Origin of the sequence: Halorussus marinus (genome assembly GCF_004521895.1) — an archaeon.
GTDB classification, from domain to species: domain Archaea; phylum Halobacteriota; class Halobacteria; order Halobacteriales; family Haladaptataceae; genus Halorussus; species Halorussus marinus.
Genome location: NZ_SBIR01000007.1, coordinates 142,338 through 165,659, shown reverse-complemented (window position 1 = coordinate 165,659; position 23,322 = coordinate 142,338). Strand labels below are relative to the sequence as shown.

Sequence of the window (23,322 nt, the reverse complement as noted above, 5' to 3'; positions counted from 1 at the left end):
ATCCGCGTGACGGTCGCCATCGTCCAGTTCGGGGGCAGTAACTGCGACCGCGACGCCGAGCGCGCGCTGGACCATCTCGGAATCGACGCCGAACTCGTCTGGCACGAGGACGGCATCCCCGACGACGCATCGGGCATTCTGCTCCCCGGGGGCTTCTCGTACGGCGACTACCTCCGGGCTGGCGCGATCGCCGCGAACAGCCCCGTGATGGCCGAAGTCCGCGAAGCGGCCGCCGACGGGACGCCGGTGCTCGGAGTCTGCAACGGCGCCCAGATCGGCTCCGAGTCGCGGCTCACGCCCGGGGCGTTCACCACGAACGCCTCCGCGCGGTTCCAGTGCGAGCGGGTCACCGTCCGGGTCGAGAACGCCGACACGCCGTGGACCGCCGCCTACGAGGAAGGGGAAGTCATCGAACTTCCCATCGCCCACGGCGAGGGCCGGTTCGAGGTCACCGACGACCGGCTCGCGACGCTGAACGACGAGGACCGCGTGCTCTTCCGATACTGCGAGGCCGACGGCGCGGTGACGCCCGCGGCCAACCCCAACGGGTCGAAGGAGAACGTGGCGGGCGTGCTCGGCGAGCGCAAGAACGTGGCCGTGCTGATGCCCCACCCCGAGCGCATCACGCTCCCCGACGTCGGGAAGACCGACGGACAGGGCGTCCTCCGCGGGTTCGAGGCCTAGCCCGGCGACTGGCGGCCGTGCGCGAAGAGCAACAGCCAGACGAACGCCACGACCAGCACCCAGCCGACGAGCACGACGAGCGACCACGACGAGATTGGCCCGGCCGTGACCGTCATCGCTCTATCTCGATCGGCGCGTCGCTCGCGATCCACTGGTCGTCGGTCTCCTCGCGGTTTCGTATCTCTATCCAGCCGTTTGAGCAGAAGATCGTCTCGTAGTCGCTCCGTCCATGTGACATAGTCGTCCGCACATCGGACCGGCGACCGGTCGGTCGCCGGGACGCCCCGGATGTGCCACCCCCGGGCGTCTCCAAGGAGCGACGCCACCTTTGTTATCCGGAGCGTATCCGGGCGGTACGGTCGTCTTAGGATGCAGAAATGTAGATTGAACCGGGGTCGAGCGGCGCGCTACCGCGCCAGCGGCAGGCTGTAGCTCGTCTCGCGCTCCATAACCGCCTCCCACGTCGCCTCGCACTCGCAGGAGACCTCCGAGAACACCGAGGGGTCCTGCCGGAGGTCGAAGTCCTTGATCGCCTTCTGGACCCGGTCGTCACAGTCCCCGCAGTTGTGCGGGCCGCGATCCGAGCCGTGGCCCACCGGGTCCGAGACCACGATGGCGTCGGCGTCGGCGGTGTCTTCAAGCACCTCGGCGACCGACCAGAGCCATGGCGGGCGGTAGCCGTCCCGGAAGTACAGTTCGTCGACCATGGTGTAGCGCTGGACGTTCGTGGGGTTCATCGAGACGGTGTGGGCGTACTCGGCACACCGCCGGACCGACGATTTCATGTCCGCGACGGCCTCGGATTCGGAGAGGAACGGCGGTTTCATCAGGAGGTAGGCCTTGATCCCCGCGCCGGCCGCCTCGGCGTGTTCGCTCGCCTCGACGAAGTCCTCGAAGTCGAAGTACTTGTTCACGCAGTCGTGGCGCACCCGATCGGTCGCGGTTTCGAGTCCGATCGCGACGTCGGTGTCGAGGCCCCGTTCGGTGAAGTCCTCGATCTTCGCCCGGTCGACGAAGTCCGGGAGGCTCTCGACCACGATGCGCTCGCGGTCGGCGAACGTCTCGGCGATGGCCCGCCGGGTCTGGGCTCCGACCTCCCGCTCGTCGAGAAACGACCCGGAGGTGTAGATCTTGACGAGCCCCGACTCGCCGTCGGCCTCCCCGGCCTCGATCTGGTCGCGCTCGTGGGCCAGACAGGCGTCGATCTGGTCCATCAGCGCGTCGTGGGCGACCGACCCGCCCTCGACCGACTCGGCGACGTAGCCACACATGGTGCAACCGCCCGCCCGCGCCCACCGACAGCCCCCGGTGTTGAGGATGATGGTGAGACTCTGGTAGACGCCGCCGGGCGTCCGGTCCTCGTCGATCCAGACCCGGGTCGGCTCGTGCGGGTCGTACGTTTTGTCCTTCTGGGCGCGAATGGAGCGCATCACCTCGTTGTGGGCGTCCATCCCCCGGCCCTGCTCGTAGACCTCCGGACTCGGTTCGCTCATTGGCCACGAGTAGTCGTCGGGGGCGTAAATCGGCTTCGGGTCCCCGACGGCCTCGCAACCCCGAAACCCCGAACGGCCGTCGGGACCGCGACTCGTCGACGGTTCAGCGCGTCCGAGTCGTCTCCTCAGCCCTCCGATGGGGGTGACTCGAAGCGCCGCAGGCCGCCGACCGCGAGGCGCCAGCAGACGACCGCGAGCACCGCGCCGACGGCGTCGGCCGCCATGTCGCCGACCGAAAAGGACCGCTCGGGGATCGACGCTTGAACGAACTCGATGCCGACGCCGTACGCGACCGCGATGGCGGCCGCCAGCAGGGCCGCGACGAGCGCGCTCCGGTCGGCCGCCAGCGCCGACGCCAGCGCGGCCGCCAGCGCCGCGTACCCGAGACCGTGGAGCCACTTGTCGAGGCCGAACGTGCCGAACGGACCGAGCGGCGACAGCCCCGAACCGGGCGCGTCGAGTACCGACCCGTAGAACAGGACGCCGGCGACGACCGCGACACCGAGCCAGCGAACCCACCCGGGCGGTCCCAGTGATTCGAATCGCATCGGCGAGACGTTCTCGGGACCGCAAGTAAAAGACGGCGGTCGACGACCCCACCCCGGCGTAACCGGTTCCAGTTACGGCCACACGGCAATGACTAACTCACTTGCGGCCCAATATAAGCGTACGACGTTACTTATGACTGATTTAGGCGGATTCCAAGACAACGTTGCGAGAGTCGATCTGACCGAGGCCGGCGTCGACTACGAGAGCATCGACGACGAGGACGCGCGCAAGTACATCGGCGCGCGAGGCCTCGGCGTGAAGTACCTCTTCGACAAGGGGCCGGACGTAGACCCGCTCGGACCCGACAACCTGCTCGCGTTCATGAACGGGCCGCTCACGGGGACCCAGACCGTGATGAGCGGACGGATCGCGATCGTCACCAAGTCCCCGCTCACCAACACCGTCACCGACTCCCACCACGGCGGCTGGTCGGGCGCGCGACTCAAGTGGGCCGGCTTCGACGGCCTCCTCTTCGAGGGGAAGGCCGACGAGCCGGTGTACGCCTACGTCGAAGACGGCGAGGTAGAGCTCCGGGACGCCTCGCACCTCTGGGGGACCGGCATCCACGAGACGATCGACCACCTCGGCGAGGAGGTCGACGGCGAGGTCGGCAAGAACGTCTCGGTGATGGCGATCGGCCCCGGCGGCGAGAATCAGGTCCGGTACGGCTGTATCATCAACGAGGACGACCGAGCGTCGGGCCGCGGGGGCACCGGCGCGGTGATGGGCTCGAAGAACCTCAAGGCGGTCGTGGTCAAGTCCGGCACCAAGATGCCCAAGCCCGCCGACAAGGAGACGTTCCAGGAGGGCCACAAGCAGGCGATGCAGGTGATCCAGGAGTCGGACGTCACGGCCCCGAACGAGGGCGGACTGTCGATGTACGGCACCAACGTCCTGATGAACCTCACCGAGGAGATGGACGGACTGCCGACGCGGAACGCCCAGTACACCTCGACCCACAGCGAGCAGGAGGGCGACGACTCGGCGCCGAACATCGACGCCGAGAACGTCTCGGGCGAGAACGTCCGGGAGAACATTCTAGTCGACGAACCGACCTGCCACTCGTGTCCGGTCGCGTGCAAGAAGGAGGTCGAGGTCGACGTCCACCACAAAGGCGAGGACCACAACGTCCGGATGGAGTCCTACGAGTACGAGTCGGCGTGGGCGCTCGGCCCGAACTCGATGAGCGACGACCGCGACAAGGTCGCGATGATGATCGACCGGTGTAACGACATGGGCGTCGACACCATCGACGTGGGCAACACGATGGCGATGGCGATGGAGGCGACCGAGGAAGGCCACATCGAGGAGGGCCTCGACTGGGGCGACGCCGACACCATGATCGAGATGATCGAGCGCATCGCCCACCGCGAGGACGGCCTCCCGGACACGCTGGCGGAGGGCGCCGGTCGGGCCGCCGCCGAGTTCGGCGACCCGGACATGTCCCTCGACGTGAAGGGCCAGACGATGGCGGCCTACGACCCGCGAGCGATGAAGGGGATGGCGATCGGCTACGCCACCTCGAACCGCGGCGCCTGCCACCTCCGGGGGTACACCCCGGCGGCCGAGATCCTCGGCATCCCCGAAAAGGTCGACCCGAGCGAGCCCGAGGGGAAGGGCGAACTCTGTGCGACCTTCCAGGACCTCCACGCGATCAGCGACTCGTTCGACATCTGTAAGTTCAACGCCTTCGCGGAGGGCATCGAGGAGTACGTGCTCCAGTACAGCGGGATGACCGGCCTCGACGTGACCGAGGACGACCTGCTGGAAGCCGGCGAGCGCATCTACAACCTCGAACGCTACTACAACAACCTCGTCGGCTTCGACGGGAGCGACGACGACCTGCCCGCCCGGTTCGTCGAGGGCGATCCCAAGGCGATCCCGGGACAGGGCGGCTCCGAGGGCGCGCTCGTCGAACTCGACCAGCTCAAAGCGGAGTACTACGAGGTGCGTGACTGGGAGGACGGCGTCGTCCCCGACGAGAAGCTCGACGAGCTCGGCATCGAGGTCGGCCCGGGCACCGGCGTGAGCTCCGGCGGCGCGGCCGCTCCGAGCGACGACTAGCGACCGTTTGCAAGGCGGGACACGAGCGCCGCGCCGTTGCAAACGCTCGACCAAAAACGCCGGGAGAGTTTCGCTTTCCCGAGCCTGCGTTCACTCCGTTCACGCAGACACGGCGCTCTTCCCGACGGTCCTCGCTTGGGCCGCTCGCGGTACAGTTGCCCGTGTGGTCGCGTCGCCCGCTGTCGGATTCGCGATTCGTCTTCGCTCGGTCACGTCGACCCGCGAAACCGACCGCTACTGCTAATCCGCCTTGCGTGCTATCTTTTCGCATGGACATTCGCGAAGCGAGCGAACGAGACGTCTCGACCGTCCGGTCGGTCGCCCGGGAGGCGTGGACCGAGGCGTACGCCGACGCGGTCCCGGAGTCGGTCGTCGACGACGCGGTCTCGGCGTGGTACGCCGACGAGACTATGACCCGACTCATCGGCGACGACGAGCAGGTGTGTCTGGTGGCGGTCGAAGACCGTGAGGTGGTCGGATTCTGTCACGGCGCGACCCGGGACACCGAGGGCGACATCCTGCGTCTGTACGTCCGTCCCGGCCGGTGGAACGAGGGGATCGGCACCGCCCTGCTGGAGGCGATGGAGGAGCGGCTGACCGAGATGGGGATGGAGCGCCTGCAGGCGATGGTGCTGGCCGACAACGAGATCGGCAAGGCCTTCTACGAGTCACGCGGCTTCGAGAAGACCGACGAGGCAGAGACCAGACTCGACGGGACGACCCGAACCGAAAACGTCTACGCGAAGGCGCGGTGACCGCGCGCGAGTTCCATCCGACCGCGCGGACCGCTGAAATTTCCCCGCTCGTCCCGGCGAAAACCGCCGGTATTCTCCACGGTTATCTCTGGCTCGCACACATTCTTTCAGTGCATTAAATAATCGAAGGAATAATATAGCGGGTCGTGATACCGTGAGAGTGTTACGCATGAGCCCTGACAACCTCTCGGGCGAGGACGGCCGGCGGTTCGAAACGCTCGCGGTGACCCACGGCGAGGAGCCCGACCTCTCGAACGGCGTCGGCGACGTCACGTCGCCGATCCACCTCGCGTCGACGTACGCGGTCGACGGCATCGACATGGACACCGCGCTCGAGGACCTCGACCCCGACGCCGACGAGTTTCTCTACACCCGGCTGTCGAACCCGACCCGCCACGCCGTCGAGAAGCGGGTCGCGGCGCTCGAAGGCGGCGACCACGCGATGGCGTTCGCCTCGGGCACCAGCGCGGTCGTCGCGAGCGTGATGGCCGCGGTCGAACCCGGCGACCGGATCGTCGCGTTCGAGGACCTCTACGGCGGCACCAACACGATGCTGAAAGAGCTGTTTCGCGACAGGCTGAACGTCGCGGTGGAGTTCGTGGACGCGACCGACCCCGAGGCGGTGCGGGCGGCGACCACCGACGACACCGCGTTGCTCTGGATGGAGTCGCCGACGAACCCCCTGTTGCGGCTCTGTGACATCGAGGAGATGGCCGCGGTCGCCGACGACCACGACGCCCTACTCGGGGTCGACAACACCTTCATGGGGCCGTACTTCCAGCGGCCGCTCGAACTCGGCGCCGACGTGGTCGTCCACAGCACCACCAAGTACATCAACGGCCACAGCGACTCGCTCGGCGGCGTCGCGGTCCTCTCGGACGACGCCTACGCCGAGGAGATCGGGTTCCTCCAGCAGGTCGGGATGGGCAACGTGATGGCGCCGTTCGACGCCTACATGGTGTTGCGCGGGCTGAAGACGCTCCCGATGCGGATGCGCCAGCACGAGGCCAACGCCGCGGAGGTCGCGGCGTACCTCGACTCCCACGAACGGGTCGAGGCCGTCCACTACCCCGGACTCGACGCCCACCCCCAACACGACCTCGCGACCGACCAGATGGACGGCTACGGCGGGGTGCTGTCGTTCGAGATCGACGGCGACCTCGCCGACGTCGAGCGGTTCGTCGCCGCCCTAGAGGCGTTCACCCTCGCGGTGAGCCTCGGCGGCGTCGAGAGCCTGATCGAACACCCCGCGAGCATGACCCACTCGCCGCTCCCCGCCGAGGAGCGCGCCGAACTGGGTATCACGGACACGCTGTTGCGGGTCTCGGTCGGAGTCGAACACCCGAAAGACCTGCTCGCGGACCTCGAACGCGGCTTCGAGGCGATCGACGCCGCGGAAACCGACCCCCGGGACGCCGACCCCTCCGAGGCCTCGGCGTCGATGGACTGACGCCGCCTACGCGTCGGCGCCGACCACGACCGCCGCCCGCAGGTCGAGGGCGGTCTCGAACTCCTCGCGGCGGTCCTCGCGACCGCCGACCCTGAGCAGTTGCTCGGCGTGGGCGCGCGCGACCGCCTCGTGTTCGCGCCGCGACCACCCGAGCGCCTCGCCGACCTCCGCCCAGAACCCCTCGGGCGCGAGAAAGACCGCCCGGACGTCGTCCTCGTGGACGCACTCGAACCGGCGCCGGAACTCGTCGACCCGCGGCTCGACCGCCCGCCGGCCCGCCGCGACCAGCTCGGGCAACCGCCGGCCGTCGACGCTGGCCTTCGCGGCCGTGAGGACCAGCACTTGCCCCTCGACGGGGTTGTCCTCGGTCATCCCCCCGCGCGCATCGCCTTCTGGGAGAAGGCCTCGACGAGGTCGTCGAGGCGCTCCGCGTCGCCCTCGAAGACGACCGTCACCTCGGTCAGTTTGACCGACGGGCCGATCGAGACCTTCTCCGAGGAGAGGCTCGCGCGCCACTCGTCGGCGATCACGTCGCCGTCGCCTTCGGGGTCCCCGCCCTCGATCTCGCCGCCGAGGTTCGAGAGGTACCGGCGCGCGAGTCGCTCGGAGATGCCGCGAAACGACTTCTCGACCCGCATCTATCCCCCCGCGACCGGCGGGAAGACGCTCACCGCGTCGCCGTCGGCCAGCGCGGTGTCGATCCCGTCGAGGTGGTAGACGTCCGTCCCGTTTTTCATCACCGACACCTGCGATCTGATGTCACCGTCCTCGTAGACGTCGAGGTCGTACTCGGCCACGAGGTCGTCGAGCATCTCTCCGACCGTGGTTCCCGGCTCGACCTCGCGTTCGAGCACTTTCTGTCCGACGGCCTCCCGAAAGGTGGCGAAAAACCGCAGTTCCACGTCCATGGGGAACGGTTGCGCCGCCCCGGACATAAACCCTCAGTCGTCGGGACGACGCCGGCCCGCCCCGAGCGCGCCGACCGCCCCGCCCGCGAGGCCGGCGGCCGCGACGCCCGGCGCCAGCCAGTCGGCGAGCGCGAGCCCCGCGAACGGAATCGAAAGTACCGAGGGGCCGACCAGCAGGACCGCGGTCCCGGCCGCCGCGAGCGTCGACGCGACCAGCGCGACCGCCCCGTGGCGGGCGCCCCGTTCCCGACCCGGGCCGCCGAGCCGTCCCGCGACGACGCCCCCGAGCGGGACGCAAAGCGCCGTCAGCCCGGCCGTCGCGGTGAGGACGGTCTCGGGGACGCTCGCGGCGAACAGAATCGAGGGAACCACCTGCGGGCCGAGCGCGGCGACCATCCCGGCCGCGACGGCGCCGCCGTCGAGCCACCGGTCGGCGCTCGGGCGGGCCTTCGCGCGCCGGACCCGATCCAGCGGTTTCGGGGCGTCGCCGTCGGGGTCGCCCATCCTCAGTCGCCGAACCGGATGCCGTCGCTGACCAGCCGCGCGTGGCGCTCGCGGTCGATGCGCTCGCCGAGGTCCTCGTGGTCGTAGAGCTGTCGGGCGAGCGCTCCCATCAGGTCGCGCCACGCCATCGCGTAGATCGGCGACTGGCCCCACGCCCGGAGTTCGGCCACGAAGTCGTCGTACTGCTCGAAGCGGTTCTCGAACCGTTCGAGGGCGTCGACGACCGCGGCCGCGGCGTCGTCGTCGGCGTCGGCGGCCGCGATGGCGCGGTTGAGCCGGCGTTCCCACCCGGCGACCGCCTCCTCCATGTCGCGGGCCGCGTCGTCGCCGTCGGACGGGAGCGATTCGACGATCGCCTCGGGTAGCGTGAGCGAGATCTCGTCCATGTCCGGTGGTTGTGGCTGGTCGCTCAAATAGGTACGGCAGATCGCTCCGGATCCGTCCGAACATGTTCGGAAGGTCCTATTCCCCCGTGGCTCACGTAGCCACAACTATGACCACCACCACCGAGCGCGGCGCCGAGCGGCCGACCGGCGAGACCCACGAGACGACCACCGTCGAGGTGCGCTGTACCGGCCACGTCCGCGAGGCGGTCGGGGCGGCCGGACTGGAGTTCACCTTCGAGGGGACGACCCTCCGGGCGCTCCTCGAGGCGTTCTTCGAGGCGTACGACGTGAAAGACCTGCTCATCGCCGAGACCGAGGACGAAGCGACCACCGACGGCTGGGCCGACCCGCCCGACGAGCTCCCGGGGACGTGGCACAAGAACCCCGAGGGCGAGCAGACCCGCCAGTACGCCCGGGTGGCGATCGACGGCACCTTCAACGAACACCTCGCGGGGCTCGACACCGAGCTCTCGGACGGTGACCGGGTCTCGCTGATGTACCCGTTCATCTTCTGCTGCTAGGATGGCCGCCGACGCGGTGTCCCGACGGGCCCGGCGGTTCCTCGCGGCGAGCGCCGGCTATCTGGTCGCGTGGCAGGCGGCCGCGCTCGCCGGCCTGCCCCGTCGGAGTTGCGTCGTACTCGCGGTCTACGGGTTCGTCCTCCACGCGGTGTTCGGGAAGGCCTACTCGCTGGTGCCGTCGTACTTCGACCGGACGCTCGCGACCCCGGCCGCGCCCGCGATCCACCTCCCGCTCGCGGCGCTCGCCGCCGGCTGTCTCGCGGTCGAACCGCTCGCCGGCGTCCCCGACTGGGTCGGGGTCGCGGGCGCAGTCCTGTGGGCCGGCGGGGTCGCGGTGTTCGTCGGCGCGCTCGCGTGGACGCTCCGGGACAACCCCACGGGCCGCGAGACGGGGACCGGCGGCCCGAACGCCCACCGCGAGTCGGTCGACCGGTACGCCAACGCGTTCGTGCCGGTCGCGCTCGCGTACCTGCTGGCGGGGAGCTACGCCACGCTGGCGACCCGCGTCGGCGGCCCGCGGCCGATGGCGCTCGGGGCCGCGCCGACCGCCCACCTGCTCGCGGCCGGCGTCGCCGCCCTGCTGGTGTTCGCGGTCGGCTTCCGGCTGTTCCCACGGTTTCTGGTGGCCGCGCCCCCGCGCGCGCTGGTCGCGGTCGTCCTCCCCGCGGGCGCGCTCGGCCCCGGAGTGCTCGCGTGGCACTTCTACGGCGGGGCGTGGTTCCGGGTCGGCGCGGTGCTCGAAGCGGTCGCCGTGATCGGGTTCGGGGCCGCCTACGCCGCGCTGTTCGCCCGATCCGAGCGCCGGCGGGTCGGGCTGTACGGCCCGCTCGCGGGGGGCGTCTGCGGGCTCGCGGGGGTCGGGCTGGGGGTTCACTTCGCGTTCGCCGGGGTCGCGGGCGGGCTGACGGCGGTCCACTTCCGGCTCAACGCGCTTGGGTTTCTCGGGCTGACGATCGTCGGGGCGACCTACCAGTTCTACCCGCCGACGGTGGGCTCGTTTCCCGGGGCGTCCGACCGGACCGCGCTGGCGTCGATCGGGCTGGTCGGCGCGGGACTGGCCGCCGAGCTTTCGGGGGCGATAGCGGGGTCGACCGGCGCGGTGACCGCCGGCCGGGCGAGCGCGCTGGCCGGCGCGCTCCTGTTCGCGTCTCTGATCGGCGGCGTGTTCGCCGAGCGCTAATCCGACTCGTCGAGGCGGGTCGCGAGCTGGACCTCGTCGACGAGTTCGCCGTCGATCCGGTAGTGGTCCGCCCGGGTCGCCTCCCGCTCCCAGCCGTGGGTTTCGAGCAGGTCGAGGGCCTCCTCGTTGGTCGCCGGGATGCTCTGGTACACCTTGAGACAGCCGGCGTCGTCGGCCCACGCGATCCCGCGTTCGAGGAGCACCCCGCCGACCCCCTGCTCGCGGTACTCGGGGGCGACACCGACGGTGAGCTCGGCGGTGTGTTCTCGGGCCGGAAGCTCGAACCCGTGGACGTTGACCCACCCGATCGTCTCGTCGGCCGCGTCCTCCTCGCCCGGGATCTCGGCGACGAAGAACATCCGCGACTCCCGGTCGTTCAGCCGGATCAGCGCGCCCTCGCGGTCGGTCGGGGCGTCGGACCGCGTCCGGCGGTTCGTCGAGCGGGGCTCGACGGCGTCGGCCACGCGCTCGTCGACGACGATGGCCCCCTCGGCGGCGACCGATCGGATGAGGTCGGCGACCGCCGCCCGGTCGCGCTCGTCGGCGGGGCGGACGACGTACTCGAACTCGTCGGTCTCGTGGCGGTCGGTCCCGGCGTCGGGCGAGACGTAGAGGGTCCCGTCGCGCTCGGCCAGCGCCCCGTCGTCGAGCAGTTCGTCGATGTGCTCGTTGCACGCCGGCACCGAGAGCCGGGTCGCCGACTCGGTTCCCGACCGGGGCGGCTTCGCGCCCGGCGTCTCCTCGACCCGGACCGCGTCCCGGACCTCCTCGCGGGCGGCCGCCCCGCGGGCCTCGACGTACTCGTAGACGCGACGTTCCACGTCGCTGTCGAACTCCAGTTGCGTCGTTCCCATGTCGCCGGTGGCTACGCCGCCGATCGGCATGGGTATTGGGGCGATACGCCCGAGTACGGGCCCGCTTCGCGGGCTACTTCTCCTCGACGTGGCGGACGTTGGCGGCGATCCCGCGGGTGCTCTCGGACATCTCCGGGCCGGCCATCTCGGCGCGCCCGACAGCGAACGCTTCGGGGCCCTCGATGACGACCTCGTCGCCGACCCTGACGTCGTCGTCGGCGTCCACGACTCCCGGCGCGAGCACGCTCCCGTGGGGCGCGAACGCGTCGATCTCGACCCGCTTGGTGGGCGCCTCCGAGTCGACCCACCGGCGCGCGCCCGCGAGGGTGAACGAGAGCACGCCGTACTGGGGCACCATCGCCGCGAGCTGGACGCCGTCCCGATCCTGCACCCGGAGCTTGGGGTAGCGGCTCTCGGTCCGGATCTCCTCGAAGAGCGCGTCGCCCGCGCCCGGTCCGAACTGGTAGTCGGCGATCGCCTTCACCGTGTTGTGCTGGCGCTCGCGCTTGCCGTACTTGAGTTCGCCGTCGAGAGTCCGCATCAGGTTGCCGAGCGACTCGGTCGTCGTGGGGTGGTCTTCGACCGTGTACTCGAACTCCACGCCGAGGTCGGCCTCGACGCGCTCACAGACCTCACGGTACCCCTCCGGCGGGACGTGGGCGATCACCCGCGGGTAGTCGTTTCGTTCGAGGTACCGCCGGAGTACCGACGCCACGAACGCCGTTTCGTCTTCGGACCACCGGCCGGTCACCACCGCGTCGTAGTGTTGGGCCGGGTAGGTGAGTTCGAGTTCCTGGGGGACGACGCCGATCGGCGAGGTCATCGAGACGGTGTGGCCCCGGAACTGGATCGCGTCGTGGAACTGGCCGTGGCTCTGGGAGTCGCTGTACGGCTTGGTCGCCGAACAGGGCACCAACACGAGGGGGTTGTCGAAGCGGTTGCGATACCGGGTCGTCACGCGCTCGGCGAACCGCTGGATCTCGACCCGCCGCAGGGTGTCTTCGGTCGCGGCCGCGAGTTCGGCGTCCCGGACCACCGGCGCGCGCTGTTCGAGGTACGACCACTGCTGGTCGAACTCCCGGAGCGCGGCGGTGAGCCACTGGTCGTGACGAGCCTGCCCCTCGACGTAGTCGCGGAGTCGCCCCGCCCGGATGCGCTCGCGGACGACGCCGAGTTCGGCCCGGAGCGCGTTCTCGTTGTGCTCGGCGCAGTCGGCGCGGGTGAACTCCGAGACGGGCGTCCGGCATGCCGGACACGCGCAGGGCAGTTCCGAGAGGTCCTCGAGGTAGTGGGTCCCCTCGGTGGTGAGGTACTTGCCCTGCGTCCCCGCGACGACCGCCCGGTCGGCGTCGACCAGATCGACGCCCGCGTAGACCAGCGTCGCCACGTTCGCGGGCGTCGCCACGCCGGGCAGGTAGAGCGCGCTGTCGGCGGGGATCGACTCGCGGAGTTCGACGACGGCGTCTTTGAACCCCGCGCCGTGGCCGACAAAGCCCTGTGCGCCCGAGGCGACGTAGGCGTCGGTCCCGTAGTCGCCGGCGGTCTCGGGCGCGACGACCGCCGCGCTCGGGTAGTCGACGTCGGGGTACTCGACCGCGAACGAGTCCATCACGGCCTCGTCGGTCCCGCTCGGGAACCCCCGGTGCGGGAGGACGGTCAGTGCGTCGTCGTTGCCCTCCGGCAGGTCGCGGTCGGCGGTCCAGAGACTGCCGGCGTCGGCGACGGCGACGGTTCCCCGGCGACCGCCGGCCGGCCCGTCGGCCGAGCGGGGCTCCGCCTCCGCGATCGCCGGCGTCGTCACCGGCTCGGCGAGGCGCAACTCGGCGATCCGCGCCGGGCCGTCCCGACGGTGAATCTCGAAGTAGTCGGTCATACCGTCCGGTCGGGGGGCGAGACGCAACTATCTTGCGAGACACGCCGCTCGCCGACCGGCCGGCGTGGCAAAACAGTTAGGTCGGTGACGTGCGACGGTCGACCCGATGGCCGACAACCGCCCCGACGCCGGGTCCGGCGAGTCCCGCCGCCTGGCGCCGTCGTGGACGGTGGCGCTCTTCGCGCTCGTCGCGCTCTCGCCCGCCTTCGACCTCTACGAGGCCGGACGAGTCTCGCTTGTGTGGTTCGGTATCGGGGTCGTCTCGTGGGCGGCCGCGACGGGACCGGTCGCGGCCAGCGGATTCGGCCGGCGCGTCGGGGCGTGGTTCCGCGGGATCGGCGCGCTCGGCCGGGCGATCGTCATCCTCGGGGTCGCGGGCGCGTGGACGGGGGTCGTCGTCACCTTCGAGCCCCCGGCCGTGCCGATCGACAGCTTCGTTCTGGGGGGGCTCTGCGGGGGAGTAGCGACGATCCTTCGACGACGCGGTCGGCGGTCCTGACCGCCTCACTCCGCGAGGTCGACGGTCGCCACGCGGTCGGGCACGGCCGCCAGCGCGCGCTCGGGCCAGTCGTGGTGTGCGAGCGTGAACTCCGTCTCGGGGTTGGCCTCGGCGAGTCGGGCGACTCCCTTCGCGGCCGACCGGTGTCCCTCGGCGTCCATCCGTTCGGGCACCTCCGCGGTCAGGGGGTAGGTCTCCGAGAGGTGGCGCGGGAACGGTCCGAACGGTGCGAGCACCCGCCACGACTCGTCGTAGCGGTCGCTCGGCCCGCCCTCCGTGAGGAGGACGCTGTCGCCGGGGTCGAGCGAGAGGCGCGCGAGGCGCTCGCGGTGGCGCAGGACTTCGGGCCGGCGGGCGCTCTCGCCCGAGAGGTAGAAAAAGGCGCCCTTCGACGCCGAGTCCTCGCGTTCGAGGAGGTCGGCGTGGTCGGTCAGCGCCCGGTAGCCGTCGAGCATCGCGGGGTGGGCCCGAGCGCGGGTCTCGACCAGTTCGAGGAGATCGCCCGCCCGCAGGGCCTGCTTGATGGTGCGGATCTCCTCGAAGGTGACGTGGAGGTTGTGCTCGGCCAGCAGTCGCTCGCGGTCGCGGTCCCCGAGCGCCCGGAGGTCCGCCGGTTCGTGGTCGGCACAGACCGGACACGAACACGGGAAGTACTCGAGGTCGTCGAGATGCTCGGTCCCCCGGACGGTGAGATACCGGTCGTCGCGGGCGTACAGCGCGTAGGCGGCCGAATCGAACAGGTCACACCCCATCGCGACCGCGAGCGCGAACATCATCGGGTGGCCGGCGCCGAACAGGTGGACCGGCGCGTCCCGACCCAGTCCGCGCTTTGCGCCCGCGATCACGTCGACCATGTCGGCGTACCGATAGTCGTTCATCAGCGGGACCACCGCGCCGACCGGGAACACGTCGAGGTCGGTGGCCGCGACGTGGCGACCGGCCCGCTCGCGGAGGTCGGGGTAGGTCGACCCCTGAACCGGCGCGTTGACGAGCATCTCGCCGACGTCGACCCCCTCGGCGACTTCGAGCCGCTCCTGAGTGGTCGCCAGCTCCTCGTCGGCCTGCTCGCGAGGGGCGTCGGGCGGCGTGGGGACGTCGACCGGGGTTCCGATGTCGCTCCCGACCTCGCGCTGGAATCGGAGTATCTCGGGGGTCGTCACGTCGATCTCGCCGTACTCGGCCAGCTGGAACGACCCCGAGTCGGTCATGATCGCGCCGTCGAATCCGAGCACCTCGTGGAGCCCCTCGTCGAGCGCCCGCTGGCGGTAGTCGTCGCTCCCGTAGAAGATGTAGGAGTTGGTGATGAGGATCTCCGCGCCGAACTCCGACCGGAGCCGCGAGGGCTCGACCGTCCGCAGGTGGGGGTTGATGACGGGCAACAGCGCCGGCGTCTCGACGGTCACGTCCGCCCGCGGGACCGCGAGCTCGCCGATGCGACCCAGCCCGTCCTGGTCGCGGATCTCGAAGTGCTCTCTGGTCATCGGCTTCGGGTAGCCCGAGCGGGCGGGTAAGGGTTCCGTTCGCCGCCGGTCCGTCTCGACAACCCTTATGAGGGACGGATGTATTGGATCGCCTATGCGACGCCGTGCCCTCCTGTGCGCCGTCGGCGCGAGCGCGCTCGCCGGCTGTGGCGGCCGCCTCGGCGACGACGGCGACGCGACCGAAGTCGAGACCGAGACAGACACCCAGACGACGGCTTCGACCACCACCGCCGCACCGGAGCCGGTGCTCGAACTGGAGAACGACGACCTCGTCCGCTCGAACGAGGGCTCGGAGAGCGAGCTCGCGAGGGTGGTCGGGACCCTCCACAATCCGACCGAGGAGACGGTGGCGGAGGCGACCGTCACCGCGACGTTCGAAGACGAGGACGGCGAGGCGCTCGACGCCGCGAACGCGAGCGTCTCGGAGCTCTCGCCCGGCGGCTCGTGGTCGTTCGAGCTCGTCTACCCGGCGACCGGCGAGGACGCCCGCGCGGTCGCGGACTACGAGCTAACCGTCGAGATCGGCGAGTAGCCCCACCGAAGAGAAAAGACCGCGGAGCCGCTATTCTGCGCTCTCGTTGCGGACGATCTCGTAGCCGAACCCGATCACGTTCTCGGGCATGACCTGCAGGTCCCAGCTACCGGCTTCGGGATCGTCGATCCGGTAGACGAACTCCTGTGCGCCGCTCCGGACGCCGTACTCGCCCTGCTGTTCGACGTCGGGGTTGTTGGTCTCGCTCAGGTCGACCGACCCGCGGTCGGTCACCTGCACGCGCTCGGCCGTGACGGTCGTGCCGTCGGGCTTGACGAAGGTGACCTCGAAGTTCGCGGGGTCGTCGGAGCTCGACCCGTACATCGCGGTGCGCGGAGAGAGCGTGAGCGTGACGTTCTCGGCGTCCTCGCTCACGTCGAAGGAGGTCTCGAACGCCTGCTCGGGCTGGTTCCAGACCTCGAAGTTCATGCTGATCTCCTGCCAGTAGCCGCGGTCGTCGGCGCGGTTCGGGTCCTTCAGACCGAGGTCGAGGTTGCCGCGGTAGCGCATGCTCTCGGCGTCCTCGGGCGGCGAGACGGTGACGCTCACCGTCGCGGTTTCGCCGGGGTCGATGCTCGACGGCGCCTCGATGTCGACCCACGCGGGGTCGATCTTCGAGGAGCTACCGCCGTAGCGTCGGTTGCGCTCGTCGCCGAACTGCGGGCTGAGCGGGACCGCCTGCTCGCCGGTGTTCTCGATCACGATCTGCTTGGTCGCGCTGTCGCCGGCTTCGACCTGTCCGCGGAGGTACGTCGAGGAGACGATCTCGACGGTCGGCTCCTGCCAGACGCGGACGCTGAGGCTCGCGGCGTGGACCGGACGCTCGGGGCGACCGGGGTAGGTCACGGTCTCGTCGGTGAACGCGATCTGGCCGCGGTAGTGGCCGATCTCCGCGTCCTCGGGCACCGAGACGGTGACGCTGAACTCCTGCTCGCCGCCCGCCGCGACCGTCGAGTCGCCCTCGATGGTGACCCACGACTCGTTGAGGAGGTTCTCGCCGACCGGCGGCACGACGACGTGCGGGTCGAGGTCGACCTCGGAGTCCTCGCCGTTCTTCACCGTGACGGTGAACTCGGTGGACTCGCCGGGCTTGAGGTCGGGGTAGTCGTAGTCGCTCTCGACGTAGAGGTTGCGGTAGTCCGAGGAGTCCGACTCGGAGTCGTTTGTCGTTGTCTCCTCGGAGGCGGTCTCCTCGGAGGCGGTCTCCTGGACTGACGATACGTCTCGGTCGCTCAGGGCGGTCGCGTCGGCTGGCGACGGGGCGGACGCCGTGGCGGCGGGCACCGCGCCGACGACCAGCACGATCATGGCAAGTACTCGGAATCTCATATCTGTTGGTTGCAACTCCGCTCGCGGACGCTCTCGGGGTGGAGGGCGGTCTCGTCGGCGGAGTTGCTCGTTCGAAACAATTCGTCCCGCCCATATATGTTTAACGACTAAGTAGTTCAGGCGTTGATTACCCGCCAGAACCGATCACACCCCCGAGATGTCGGGCGGTCGGCGCCGCGACCCTCACTCACCGAACGCGTCGTAGTAGAGGACGCCTAACGTGGTCCGACCGTCCCGGACCTCGTCGGCGGCGACGTGCTCGCGGAGGTCGGCCATCGTCGTGGTCGCGACCCGAATCGACTCGTCGGCGTCGAGGTCCTGTTGGGCGGTCGGCGTACAGCCCCGGGCGACGAAAAAGTGGAGGACGCTGTTGGCGACCCCGTTCGCGGGCTCGACGGTGGTGAGGCGCTCGACGGCCTCGGCCTCGTGGCCGGTCTCCTCGCGGAGTTCCCGGCGGGCCGCCGCCGACAGATCGTCGTCGTCGGGCTCGGTGCCCCCGACCGGGAGCCCGCGGTTCACCCGACCGACCGCCTGTCGCCACTCCTCGATGACGACGACCTCCCCGTCGGGCGTGAACGGGAGCACGACCACGCTCGGCGGTTCGGCGAGGTAGTCGTAGTGGGTCTCGGTGCCGTCGGGGAGCCTGACTCGCTCGCGCCGGACGTCGAACCCCGGACAGCTGTAGGCCACCTCGGCGTCGAGGCTCTCCCACGCGAGCGGGTCGGCGGCGTCGGCGCTATCGCGGTCGTCGCCGTCGGTGCCCCGAGCGTCGCGTTCGTCGTCGGACATGCCCGAGAGGTCGTGGCGGGCCGGCAAAGAGCCACCGCTTGCCGACGACGGCCCCTCAGTCGGTCAGGCCGTACCCGCGCTCGAACAGCGCCACGTCGAGGCCGGCGACCGCGGCGGTCAGCCCCGTCAGCACCGCGAGCGACCAGACGGGGTCGACCTCCGAGACGCCCAGAAAGCCGTACCGGACGCCGTTGACCATGTACACCATCGGGTTCAGGAACGACAGCTCTTGGTACGGCGACGGGAGCTCGCGGACCGCGTAGAACACGCCGCCGAAAAACACCAGCGGCCGGACGATGAACTGATTCATCATGGTGAGGTTGTCCCAGTCGTCGGCCCAGAGCCCGACGACCACGCCGAAGCTCGCAAACAGCAGGCTCACCACCAGCCCGAACGCGAGCAGGTAGAGCGGTCGGGCGACCCCGACCGAGGTGAAGAAGGCGCCGATGACCGCGATGAGCGACCCCACCAGGATCCCGCGGGTCGCGCCCGCGACGATGTACGCCGCGACCATCCGGGAGTAGGGCATCGGCGACGTCAGCGTCTCCTCGATGTACTCGTTCCACCGGCCGTGAAAGATCGAAAACGAGGCGTTCTCGAAGGCGTTCGAGATGGCGCCCAGCACCACCAGCCCGGGCAGGATGAACAGGATGTACGGGACGGGGTCGCCGTCCGCGAGGCTGATCTCGCCCACCCGGTCGCCGAGGATGACGCCGAACACCGCGAAGTAGAGCACGTTGGTCACGAACGGCGGCACGAACGTGTTGCGGGGCCGCCGGAGGAATCGCAGGATCTCGCGCTTGGTGAGCGTCTTGAACCCCGTCAGCCCGGAGACCAGACTCACGGCAGTTCACCCCCGTCGGCCGCGACCGGCTCTGCGGTCCGGTCGCCACCGCCCTCGCGGGTCATCTCCACGAACACCTCTTCGAGGGAGGTCCGGGAGATGTCGAAGTCGACGATCTCGTGGCCCGCCCGGTCGAGCGCCCGGACCAGATCGGGCGCGACCAGCCCGCCCCGCGTGGCGGTGACGACCAGTTTGTCGCCGTCGAGTTCGACCGCCTCGATCCGGCCCTCGCGCTCGCCCGCCGCGAGCGTCGGCAGGTCGGGGACCGTCGCGGGCGCGTCCCGAAGCGTGACGGTGATCCGGTCGGGACCCCGGTCCATCAGCTCCTCGGGGGTCGCCACGGTGAGCAGACGCCCCGAGTCGAGGATCGCGACCTCGTCACAGAGCCGCTCGGCCTCCTCGATGTAGTGAGTGGTGAGCAGGATGGTGGTTCCGCCCTCGTTGAGCTCGGTGATGAGGTCCCAGAGGTCGTGGCGCAACTGCACGTCGACGCCCGCGGTCGGCTCGTCGAGGATCAGCAGGTCGGGGTCGGTGATCAGCGCGCGTGCGAGCATGAATCGCCGTTTCATCCCGCCGGACAGCCAGTCGAACCGGGTGTCGCGCTTGTCGTAGATCCCCACCCGCCTGAGCACCTCGTCGGCGCGCTCGCCCGCGGTCGACTCCGGGATGCCGTGGTAGCCCGCCTTGTGCTGGAGCACCTCCCGGATCGGGAAGAACCGATCGACGTTGAACTCCTGGGGCGCGAGCCCGATCGCGTCCCGGGCCCGCCGGTAGTCGTCCTCGACGTCGTGGCCGAACACCTCGGCCCGACCGCCGGTCCGGCGGACGAGCCCGACGAGGATGTTGATGAACGTGGTCTTGCCCGCGCCGTTCGGACCCAGCAGTCCGAAGAAGCTCCCCTCGGGGACCGTCAGCGAGACGCCGTCCAGCGCCCGGACGTCCTCGTAGCGCTTTTGAAGGTTCTCGACGTCGATGGCAGCAGTCATTCGACCCGGCCTACGCGTGTCGCGGCGTTAAGGCCGTTGGTGCGGACCGAGGCGGCTACGCGAGTTCGCGCTCGAACTCCCGGATGGTCACGTCGGTGCCGGCCACGATCACGGCGTCGCCGTCGGCGATCCGCGTCCCGTCGTCGAGCAGTAGCTCGCCGCCGCGCTCGACGCCCACGAGGACGTAGCCGCTCGCCGGGTCGGGCTGGGCCGCCCCGAGGGTCCGGCCCGCGAACGGCGCGGCGTCGATCCGGACGAGCCGGAGCTGTTCGACCGGCGTGAGCACGTCCTCGCCGCGGACCTCCCTGGCGAGCAGTCGGGCGCTGACCCGCTGGGTCGACAGCGCGTAGTCGGCGCCCGCGTCGAACGCGGTCGGCGACTTCGCGGTGTCGTCGACCCGGACCAGGATCTCGAGGTCGTCGGTGAGCGTGCGCGCGATCGCGACCGCGAGGAGCGCGGTCGAGTCGTCGTCGACGGTCACGACGAGCGCGCTCGCCGTCTCGATATCGGCGAGTTCGAGCGTCCGCGGGTCCGAGACGTCGCCGACGACGTCGACGCCGCGGGCCTCCCGCCGGTCGACGGTCGTCACGTCCGTCTCGTCGGCCAGCGCCTCGCGAGCCGCCCGGCCGCCGGTCCCCACGCCCGCGACGATCACCGCCGAGTGGCGGCGGGACGGCCGGACGCCGGCCGCGACCTCCTGAAGGTCGTCGAGCGCGTCCTCGGTGCCGGCCACGATCAACACCGAGTTCGGCGTGAGCTCGGTCCCGGGGTCGACGGGGAGTTCGAGCTCGCCGTCGACCCAGGCCCCGACGAGCGAGCGATCCGAGTCCCCGGCGAACCCGACGTCCTCGATGGCGACCCCGGCGAGCGCCCCGTTGCGCCGGACGAGCACCTCCCGGATCCGGAGGTCGCCCACGGCGGCGTCGCCGGCGGCCTCGGGCGACTCGGCCCACACGCCGGCCTTCTGGCCCAGCCGCCGGCCGATGAGCGCGTGGGGCGACAGGACCGTGTCGGCACCGACCTCCCGGAGCGCCGGCTCGTGGTCGGGCGTGTCGGTTACCGCGACGACTTTCAGGTCGTCTGCGTGTCTGCGAGCCGTCAGGATCACGCTCGCGTTCCGGTCGCCCGCGTCGGCGACGAGGGCGCTCGCGTCGCCGATCATCGCGCGATCGAGCGACTCGGGGGTCTCCGGGTCGCCGTGGATCACCTGATAGCCGTCGTCCGAGAGGCGTTTGGCCTCCTCGGGGTCGGACTCGATCAGGACGTAGTCGACGCCGAGCCGGCGAAACTCCTCGAGCAACACGCCGGTGTCCCGGCGGTACTCGCAGATCACGACGTGATCGTCTTTCGCGGTCAGCCGGTCGCTGAGGTCGAGAGGCGCGCGCTCGAACAGCGGGATGACGAGCACCCGGAGGGTCGCGAACCCGATCGCGACGCCCGTCAACTGCATGAACGCGACGTAGACGTTCATGATCGGCGACGACCACGGCGAGTCGGCGCCGTACCCCGTCGTGGTCATCGTCTCCACGACGGTCTGGAACGACCGGAAAAGCGAGTGGTTTCGCCCCTCCAGCGTCCGCATGCCGTAGTTGTAGAGGACGCTGTACGCCACGATGACCGCGAGGACGACCCCGGCGTAGGCGATCACGAGCCGCTGGCGCCGGGTCAGTCCCGGGATCGGTCCGTCGACGTCTCGAAACAGGTCGGCCCAGTTGCTAGGCATGTGATCGTCGGGGCGCGGTCGTCGGTCGAACAGTTCGCATCCCCCTGCCGTACACGCGCCTCCGTCATGAGTGATGTGACCGCGAGCGGGCCGCTCAGAAGTCGGTCAGCTTCGCCTCGACCGACCCCTTCGCGTCGGTGTCGAACGCCGAGAGGCCGACGAACTCCAACCCGTCGTCCCGGAGTGCGCGCTTCACCCGGTCGGACGCCGAGGGCGCGACCAGCATCCCGCGAACGTCCTCGTTGGTCTCCTCGTACAGCGAGACGTACCGTCGTAGCTGGTCGAAGTGGTCGAGCGTCGCCTGAATGCGCTTTACCTCCACCACGACGGGGTCGCCCTGAGCGTCGCGGGCGAAGAAGTCGACGTAGCCGTACTTTGTCTCGCGTTCGTGTTCGACGATCCGGAGTCCCGCTTCGAGCGCCTCGGGGTTGGCCTCGATGTACTCGTGCATCTCGGCCTCGGTGCCCGACTCCTCGTAGGTCGCGCCGTCGGTGGCGTCGAACCGCGTGAGCCCGTACGCGTCGTGGATGCGGGCCTCAACGCGCTCGTTGGGGTTGGTGCGACGCGCGAGCACCACCGCATCGCCGTCGCTCACCCGCGCGGAGACGCGCCCGCCGCCGGGCATCCAGTTGACCGGTTCGTGGCCGGTCGGCTGGTGGACGAGGAAGGTGCCGTCGGGCTTGGCGACCAGCACCCGATCGCCCGGCCCCAGCGAGCCGCTCGTGCGGCCCTCGTACGTTACCTCGCAGTTCGCCGCCACCGTCAACACCGCGCCGTCCCGGACCGCGGCCGTCACCGCCGCCGCCACGTCGTCGGGGTCGGGCGCGTCGAGTTGCTCGACCGCCATGCTCGTTGCCCGGTGGTCGCGTCGGTGATAAAAAGGTGGCCGATTCGACGCCGAGAGCGTCCGCGAGGCGGCCGCCGTCGCGGCGGACGCCCGCGCCGAGACAGCCGGTGGGGATTTGGGCCCCCGCGTCGTACCTGACCCACCCATGAGCAGGGACGGAGACGGGTCGGGACTGGTCTCGGTCGTCGTTCCGACCTACTACCGGAACGATCGGCTCCGAGAAGCCCTCGAAAGCGTGGCGGCCCAGGAGTACGAGCCCGTCGAGACGATCGTGGTCGACAGCGCCGAGGACGGCCACGCCCGGCCGGTCGCCGCGGAGTTCCCGGCGGTCGAGTACGCGTCCACCGACCGCGACGAGGGACCGCAGGCCGCCCGGAGCCTCGGTGCGGAGCGCGCCTCGGGCGAGTACGTCCAGTTTCTCGACGACGACGACCGGCTCGCGCCCGACAAGCTCCGCAAGCAGGTCGCGCTCCTCGACCCGCCAGTCGGCGTCGTTTACTGCGGGATGGACGACGAGGACCGCGGCGAGGTCCTGCCGAACCCCGCGGTCCGGGGCGACGTGCTGGCGTACGCCCTGGAGATGCGGACGTTTCCCTGCATCTACTCCACGATGCTCGTCGACGCCGACGTGGTCGAGGACCTGCTCCCGCTGGGACACCGCCACGGCGCCGACGACACCGCAACCAAGATCGATCTCGCGCTCCGGACCCGGTTCGACTTCGTGGCCGAGCCCCTGATCGTCCGGGGGCGGACCGACACCTCGCTGTCGGCGTCGTGGGCGTATCTGGAGGGTCGCAAGCGAGTGATCGCCGACTTCGACGATATCTACCGCCGGTTCCCGCGGGAGGTCCGCCGGCGCGCGGTCCGGGAGACCTACTCCCAGATCGGCCGGAAATTACTCGACGAACAGGGCTGGTCGCCGGCCGCGACCGTGGCGTTCGCCCGCGCGGCCTACTACACGCCCGACGACCGGGTCGACTACGTCGGGGAGTGTCTCGCGTCGGTGTTCGGCCGGCGAGGGGTTCGGGTCGCCGACCGCCTGCGCTCGTAGCGCCCGCCCGACGCCTCGAC

General features: G+C 70.2%; 26 protein-coding genes. 9 read left to right on the top strand and 17 right to left on the bottom strand.

Features of this window, described 5'->3' with window-relative positions:
• Window positions 1–6 precede the first annotated feature (6 nt).
• A complete protein-coding gene (gene purQ, locus EPL04_RS11000; RefSeq protein WP_134671394.1) occupies window positions 7–684 on the top strand; it encodes a phosphoribosylformylglycinamidine synthase I in 678 nt (225 codons plus the stop codon).
• Between the two features lie 112 nt (window positions 685–796).
• Here purQ and EPL04_RS19335 read toward each other — a convergent pair whose 3' ends face one another.
• From EPL04_RS19335 to EPL04_RS10990, 3 genes are all read right to left on the bottom strand, one after another.
• Window positions 797–922 (bottom strand): hypothetical protein, encoded by a 126-nt coding sequence (locus tag EPL04_RS19335; RefSeq protein ID WP_280177993.1) that lies wholly within the window; start codon window positions 920–922, stop codon window positions 797–799.
• 169 nt (window positions 923–1,091) lie between these two features.
• A complete protein-coding gene (locus EPL04_RS10995; RefSeq protein WP_134671393.1) occupies window positions 1,092–2,177 on the bottom strand; it encodes an archaeosine biosynthesis radical SAM protein RaSEA in 1,086 nt (361 codons plus the stop codon).
• Between the two features lie 125 nt (window positions 2,178–2,302).
• Window positions 2,303–2,725, bottom strand: a complete 423-nt coding sequence (locus EPL04_RS10990) for a VanZ family protein (RefSeq protein ID WP_134671392.1) — start codon at window positions 2,723–2,725, stop codon at window positions 2,303–2,305.
• A gap of 133 nt (window positions 2,726–2,858) precedes the next feature.
• Between EPL04_RS10990 and EPL04_RS10985 the strand changes: the two genes are divergently transcribed.
• The 3 genes from EPL04_RS10985 (at window position 2,859) to EPL04_RS10975 (ending at window position 6,995) form a co-directional block, all read left to right on the top strand.
• Entirely contained in the window at window positions 2,859–4,790 is a 1,932-nt protein-coding gene (locus EPL04_RS10985) for an aldehyde ferredoxin oxidoreductase family protein (protein WP_134671391.1), read from the top strand.
• A gap of 269 nt (window positions 4,791–5,059) precedes the next feature.
• Entirely contained in the window at window positions 5,060–5,545 is a 486-nt protein-coding gene (locus EPL04_RS10980) for a GNAT family N-acetyltransferase (protein ID WP_134671390.1), read from the top strand.
• Between the two features lie 169 nt (window positions 5,546–5,714).
• Complete coding sequence (locus EPL04_RS10975; RefSeq protein ID WP_134671389.1) at window positions 5,715–6,995, top strand: trans-sulfuration enzyme family protein; 1,281 nt, start codon at window positions 5,715–5,717, stop codon at window positions 6,993–6,995.
• A gap of 6 nt (window positions 6,996–7,001) precedes the next feature.
• On the opposite strand, the gene EPL04_RS10970 is transcribed toward EPL04_RS10975, so the two are convergent.
• From EPL04_RS10970 to EPL04_RS10950, 5 genes are read right to left on the bottom strand one after another with little or no spacing between them, the layout of a single operon-like run.
• Window positions 7,002–7,367, bottom strand: a complete 366-nt coding sequence (locus EPL04_RS10970) for a hypothetical protein (protein ID WP_134671388.1) — start codon at window positions 7,365–7,367, stop codon at window positions 7,002–7,004.
• Window positions 7,364–7,633 carry a hypothetical protein gene (locus EPL04_RS10965; protein WP_134671387.1) on the bottom strand — a complete coding sequence of 90 codons (270 nt, stop codon included), beginning with the start codon at window positions 7,631–7,633 and terminating at the stop codon, window positions 7,364–7,366. Before EPL04_RS10965 ends, EPL04_RS10970 begins: the two co-directional genes overlap by 4 nt.
• Window positions 7,634–7,903, bottom strand: a complete 270-nt coding sequence (locus EPL04_RS10960; protein WP_134671386.1) for a ubiquitin-like small modifier protein 1 — start codon at window positions 7,901–7,903, stop codon at window positions 7,634–7,636.
• Window positions 7,904–7,936: 33 nt separating this feature from the next.
• On the bottom strand, window positions 7,937–8,407 hold the full coding sequence (locus tag EPL04_RS10955) for a hypothetical protein (RefSeq protein ID WP_134671385.1): 471 nt from the start codon (window positions 8,405–8,407) through the stop codon (window positions 7,937–7,939).
• Window positions 8,408–8,409: 2 nt separating this feature from the next.
• On the bottom strand, window positions 8,410–8,793 hold the full coding sequence (locus tag EPL04_RS10950; RefSeq protein WP_134671384.1) for a hypothetical protein: 384 nt from the start codon (window positions 8,791–8,793) through the stop codon (window positions 8,410–8,412).
• A gap of 107 nt (window positions 8,794–8,900) precedes the next feature.
• Here EPL04_RS10950 and EPL04_RS10945 point away from each other — a divergent pair, with 107 nt between their 5' ends.
• On the top strand, window positions 8,901–9,314 hold the full coding sequence (locus EPL04_RS10945; protein ID WP_134671383.1) for a MoaD/ThiS family protein: 414 nt from the start codon (window positions 8,901–8,903) through the stop codon (window positions 9,312–9,314).
• 1 nt (window position 9,315) lies between these two features.
• Window positions 9,316–10,494, top strand: coding sequence for a hypothetical protein (locus tag EPL04_RS10940; RefSeq protein ID WP_134671382.1), 1,179 nt, complete (start codon window positions 9,316–9,318; stop codon window positions 10,492–10,494).
• Here the strand turns inward: EPL04_RS10940 and EPL04_RS10935 are convergent.
• On the bottom strand, window positions 10,491–11,348 hold the full coding sequence (locus tag EPL04_RS10935; protein ID WP_134671381.1) for a GNAT family N-acetyltransferase: 858 nt from the start codon (window positions 11,346–11,348) through the stop codon (window positions 10,491–10,493). The genes EPL04_RS10940 and EPL04_RS10935 overlap by 4 nt on opposite strands.
• A gap of 73 nt (window positions 11,349–11,421) precedes the next feature.
• On the bottom strand, window positions 11,422–13,221 hold the full coding sequence (gene arcS, locus EPL04_RS10930) for an archaeosine synthase subunit alpha (RefSeq protein ID WP_134671380.1): 1,800 nt from the start codon (window positions 13,219–13,221) through the stop codon (window positions 11,422–11,424).
• Between the two features lie 106 nt (window positions 13,222–13,327).
• On the opposite strand from arcS, the gene EPL04_RS10925 reads away from it, so the two are divergent.
• Window positions 13,328–13,720 carry a hypothetical protein gene (locus EPL04_RS10925; protein ID WP_134671379.1) on the top strand — a complete coding sequence of 131 codons (393 nt, stop codon included), beginning with the start codon at window positions 13,328–13,330 and terminating at the stop codon, window positions 13,718–13,720.
• Window positions 13,721–13,725: 5 nt separating this feature from the next.
• On the opposite strand, the gene tgtA is transcribed toward EPL04_RS10925, so the two are convergent.
• On the bottom strand, window positions 13,726–15,201 hold the full coding sequence (tgtA, locus tag EPL04_RS10920) for a tRNA guanosine(15) transglycosylase TgtA (protein ID WP_134671378.1): 1,476 nt from the start codon (window positions 15,199–15,201) through the stop codon (window positions 13,726–13,728).
• 94 nt (window positions 15,202–15,295) lie between these two features.
• On the opposite strand from tgtA, the gene EPL04_RS10915 reads away from it, so the two are divergent.
• Entirely contained in the window at window positions 15,296–15,733 is a 438-nt protein-coding gene (locus tag EPL04_RS10915) for an FxLYD domain-containing protein (RefSeq protein WP_134671377.1), read from the top strand.
• Between the two features lie 30 nt (window positions 15,734–15,763).
• Here the strand turns inward: EPL04_RS10915 and EPL04_RS10910 are convergent, their stop codons facing one another.
• The 6 genes from EPL04_RS10910 to nucS all read right to left on the bottom strand — a co-directional run bounded on the left by EPL04_RS10910 (window position 15,764) and on the right by nucS (window position 22,251).
• Window positions 15,764–17,062, bottom strand: a complete 1,299-nt coding sequence (locus EPL04_RS10910; protein WP_134671376.1) for a COG1470 family protein — start codon at window positions 17,060–17,062, stop codon at window positions 15,764–15,766.
• Between the two features lie 183 nt (window positions 17,063–17,245).
• On the bottom strand, window positions 17,246–17,851 hold the full coding sequence (locus tag EPL04_RS10905; RefSeq protein ID WP_134671375.1) for an NUDIX hydrolase: 606 nt from the start codon (window positions 17,849–17,851) through the stop codon (window positions 17,246–17,248).
• A 55-nt stretch (window positions 17,852–17,906) separates the two neighbouring features.
• Window positions 17,907–18,695, bottom strand: coding sequence for an ABC transporter permease (locus EPL04_RS10900; protein WP_134671374.1), 789 nt, complete (start codon window positions 18,693–18,695; stop codon window positions 17,907–17,909).
• Window positions 18,692–19,681 carry an ABC transporter ATP-binding protein gene (locus tag EPL04_RS10895; RefSeq protein WP_134671373.1) on the bottom strand — a complete coding sequence of 330 codons (990 nt, stop codon included), beginning with the start codon at window positions 19,679–19,681 and terminating at the stop codon, window positions 18,692–18,694. The genes EPL04_RS10900 and EPL04_RS10895 overlap by 4 nt, the downstream gene beginning before the upstream one ends.
• A 55-nt stretch (window positions 19,682–19,736) precedes the next feature.
• On the bottom strand, window positions 19,737–21,404 hold the full coding sequence (locus EPL04_RS10890) for a potassium channel family protein (RefSeq protein WP_134671372.1): 1,668 nt from the start codon (window positions 21,402–21,404) through the stop codon (window positions 19,737–19,739).
• A 94-nt stretch (window positions 21,405–21,498) separates the two neighbouring features.
• A complete protein-coding gene (gene nucS / locus EPL04_RS10885; protein WP_134671371.1) occupies window positions 21,499–22,251 on the bottom strand; it encodes an endonuclease NucS in 753 nt (250 codons plus the stop codon).
• Between the two features lie 145 nt (window positions 22,252–22,396).
• On the opposite strand from nucS, the gene EPL04_RS10880 reads away from it, so the two are divergent.
• The gene (locus EPL04_RS10880) at window positions 22,397–23,302 is read left to right on the top strand and encodes a glycosyltransferase family 2 protein (protein WP_134671370.1); all 906 of its coding nucleotides are present in this window, start codon (window positions 22,397–22,399) and stop codon (window positions 23,300–23,302) included.
• Window positions 23,303–23,322: the final 20 nt, after the last annotated feature.

Excerpts from the sequence above, each read along its gene's own strand:
- EPL04_RS19335 (WP_280177993.1), bottom strand. The coding sequence starts at position 922 with ATGTCACATGGACGGAGCGACTACGAGACGATCTTCTGCTCAAACGGC.
- EPL04_RS10995 (WP_134671393.1), bottom strand. The coding sequence starts at position 2,177 with ATGAGCGAACCGAGTCCGGAGGTCTACGAGCAGGGCCGGGGGATGGAC.
- EPL04_RS10990 (WP_134671392.1), bottom strand. The coding sequence starts at position 2,725 with ATGCGATTCGAATCACTGGGACCGCCCGGGTGGGTTCGCTGGCTCGGT.
- EPL04_RS10985 (WP_134671391.1), top strand. The coding sequence starts at position 2,859 with ATGACTGATTTAGGCGGATTCCAAGACAACGTTGCGAGAGTCGATCTG.
- EPL04_RS10980 (WP_134671390.1), top strand. The coding sequence starts at position 5,060 with ATGGACATTCGCGAAGCGAGCGAACGAGACGTCTCGACCGTCCGGTCG.
- EPL04_RS10975 (WP_134671389.1), top strand. The coding sequence starts at position 5,715 with ATGAGCCCTGACAACCTCTCGGGCGAGGACGGCCGGCGGTTCGAAACG.
- EPL04_RS10970 (WP_134671388.1), bottom strand. The coding sequence starts at position 7,367 with ATGACCGAGGACAACCCCGTCGAGGGGCAAGTGCTGGTCCTCACGGCC.
- EPL04_RS10965 (WP_134671387.1), bottom strand. The coding sequence starts at position 7,633 with ATGCGGGTCGAGAAGTCGTTTCGCGGCATCTCCGAGCGACTCGCGCGC.
- EPL04_RS10960 (WP_134671386.1), bottom strand. The coding sequence starts at position 7,903 with ATGGACGTGGAACTGCGGTTTTTCGCCACCTTTCGGGAGGCCGTCGGA.
- EPL04_RS10955 (WP_134671385.1), bottom strand. The coding sequence starts at position 8,407 with ATGGGCGACCCCGACGGCGACGCCCCGAAACCGCTGGATCGGGTCCGG.
- EPL04_RS10950 (WP_134671384.1), bottom strand. The coding sequence starts at position 8,793 with ATGGACGAGATCTCGCTCACGCTACCCGAGGCGATCGTCGAATCGCTC.
- EPL04_RS10945 (WP_134671383.1), top strand. The coding sequence starts at position 8,901 with ATGACCACCACCACCGAGCGCGGCGCCGAGCGGCCGACCGGCGAGACC.
- EPL04_RS10940 (WP_134671382.1), top strand. The coding sequence starts at position 9,316 with ATGGCCGCCGACGCGGTGTCCCGACGGGCCCGGCGGTTCCTCGCGGCG.
- EPL04_RS10935 (WP_134671381.1), bottom strand. The coding sequence starts at position 11,348 with ATGGGAACGACGCAACTGGAGTTCGACAGCGACGTGGAACGTCGCGTC.
- arcS (WP_134671380.1), bottom strand. The coding sequence starts at position 13,221 with ATGACCGACTACTTCGAGATTCACCGTCGGGACGGCCCGGCGCGGATC.
- EPL04_RS10925 (WP_134671379.1), top strand. The coding sequence starts at position 13,328 with ATGGCCGACAACCGCCCCGACGCCGGGTCCGGCGAGTCCCGCCGCCTG.
- tgtA (WP_134671378.1), bottom strand. The coding sequence starts at position 15,201 with ATGACCAGAGAGCACTTCGAGATCCGCGACCAGGACGGGCTGGGTCGC.
- EPL04_RS10915 (WP_134671377.1), top strand. The coding sequence starts at position 15,296 with ATGCGACGCCGTGCCCTCCTGTGCGCCGTCGGCGCGAGCGCGCTCGCC.
- EPL04_RS10910 (WP_134671376.1), bottom strand. The coding sequence starts at position 17,062 with ATGAGATTCCGAGTACTTGCCATGATCGTGCTGGTCGTCGGCGCGGTG.
- EPL04_RS10905 (WP_134671375.1), bottom strand. The coding sequence starts at position 17,851 with ATGTCCGACGACGAACGCGACGCTCGGGGCACCGACGGCGACGACCGC.
- EPL04_RS10895 (WP_134671373.1), bottom strand. The coding sequence starts at position 19,681 with ATGACTGCTGCCATCGACGTCGAGAACCTTCAAAAGCGCTACGAGGAC.
- EPL04_RS10890 (WP_134671372.1), bottom strand. The coding sequence starts at position 21,404 with ATGCCTAGCAACTGGGCCGACCTGTTTCGAGACGTCGACGGACCGATC.
- nucS (WP_134671371.1), bottom strand. The coding sequence starts at position 22,251 with ATGGCGGTCGAGCAACTCGACGCGCCCGACCCCGACGACGTGGCGGCG.
- EPL04_RS10880 (WP_134671370.1), top strand. The coding sequence starts at position 22,397 with ATGAGCAGGGACGGAGACGGGTCGGGACTGGTCTCGGTCGTCGTTCCG.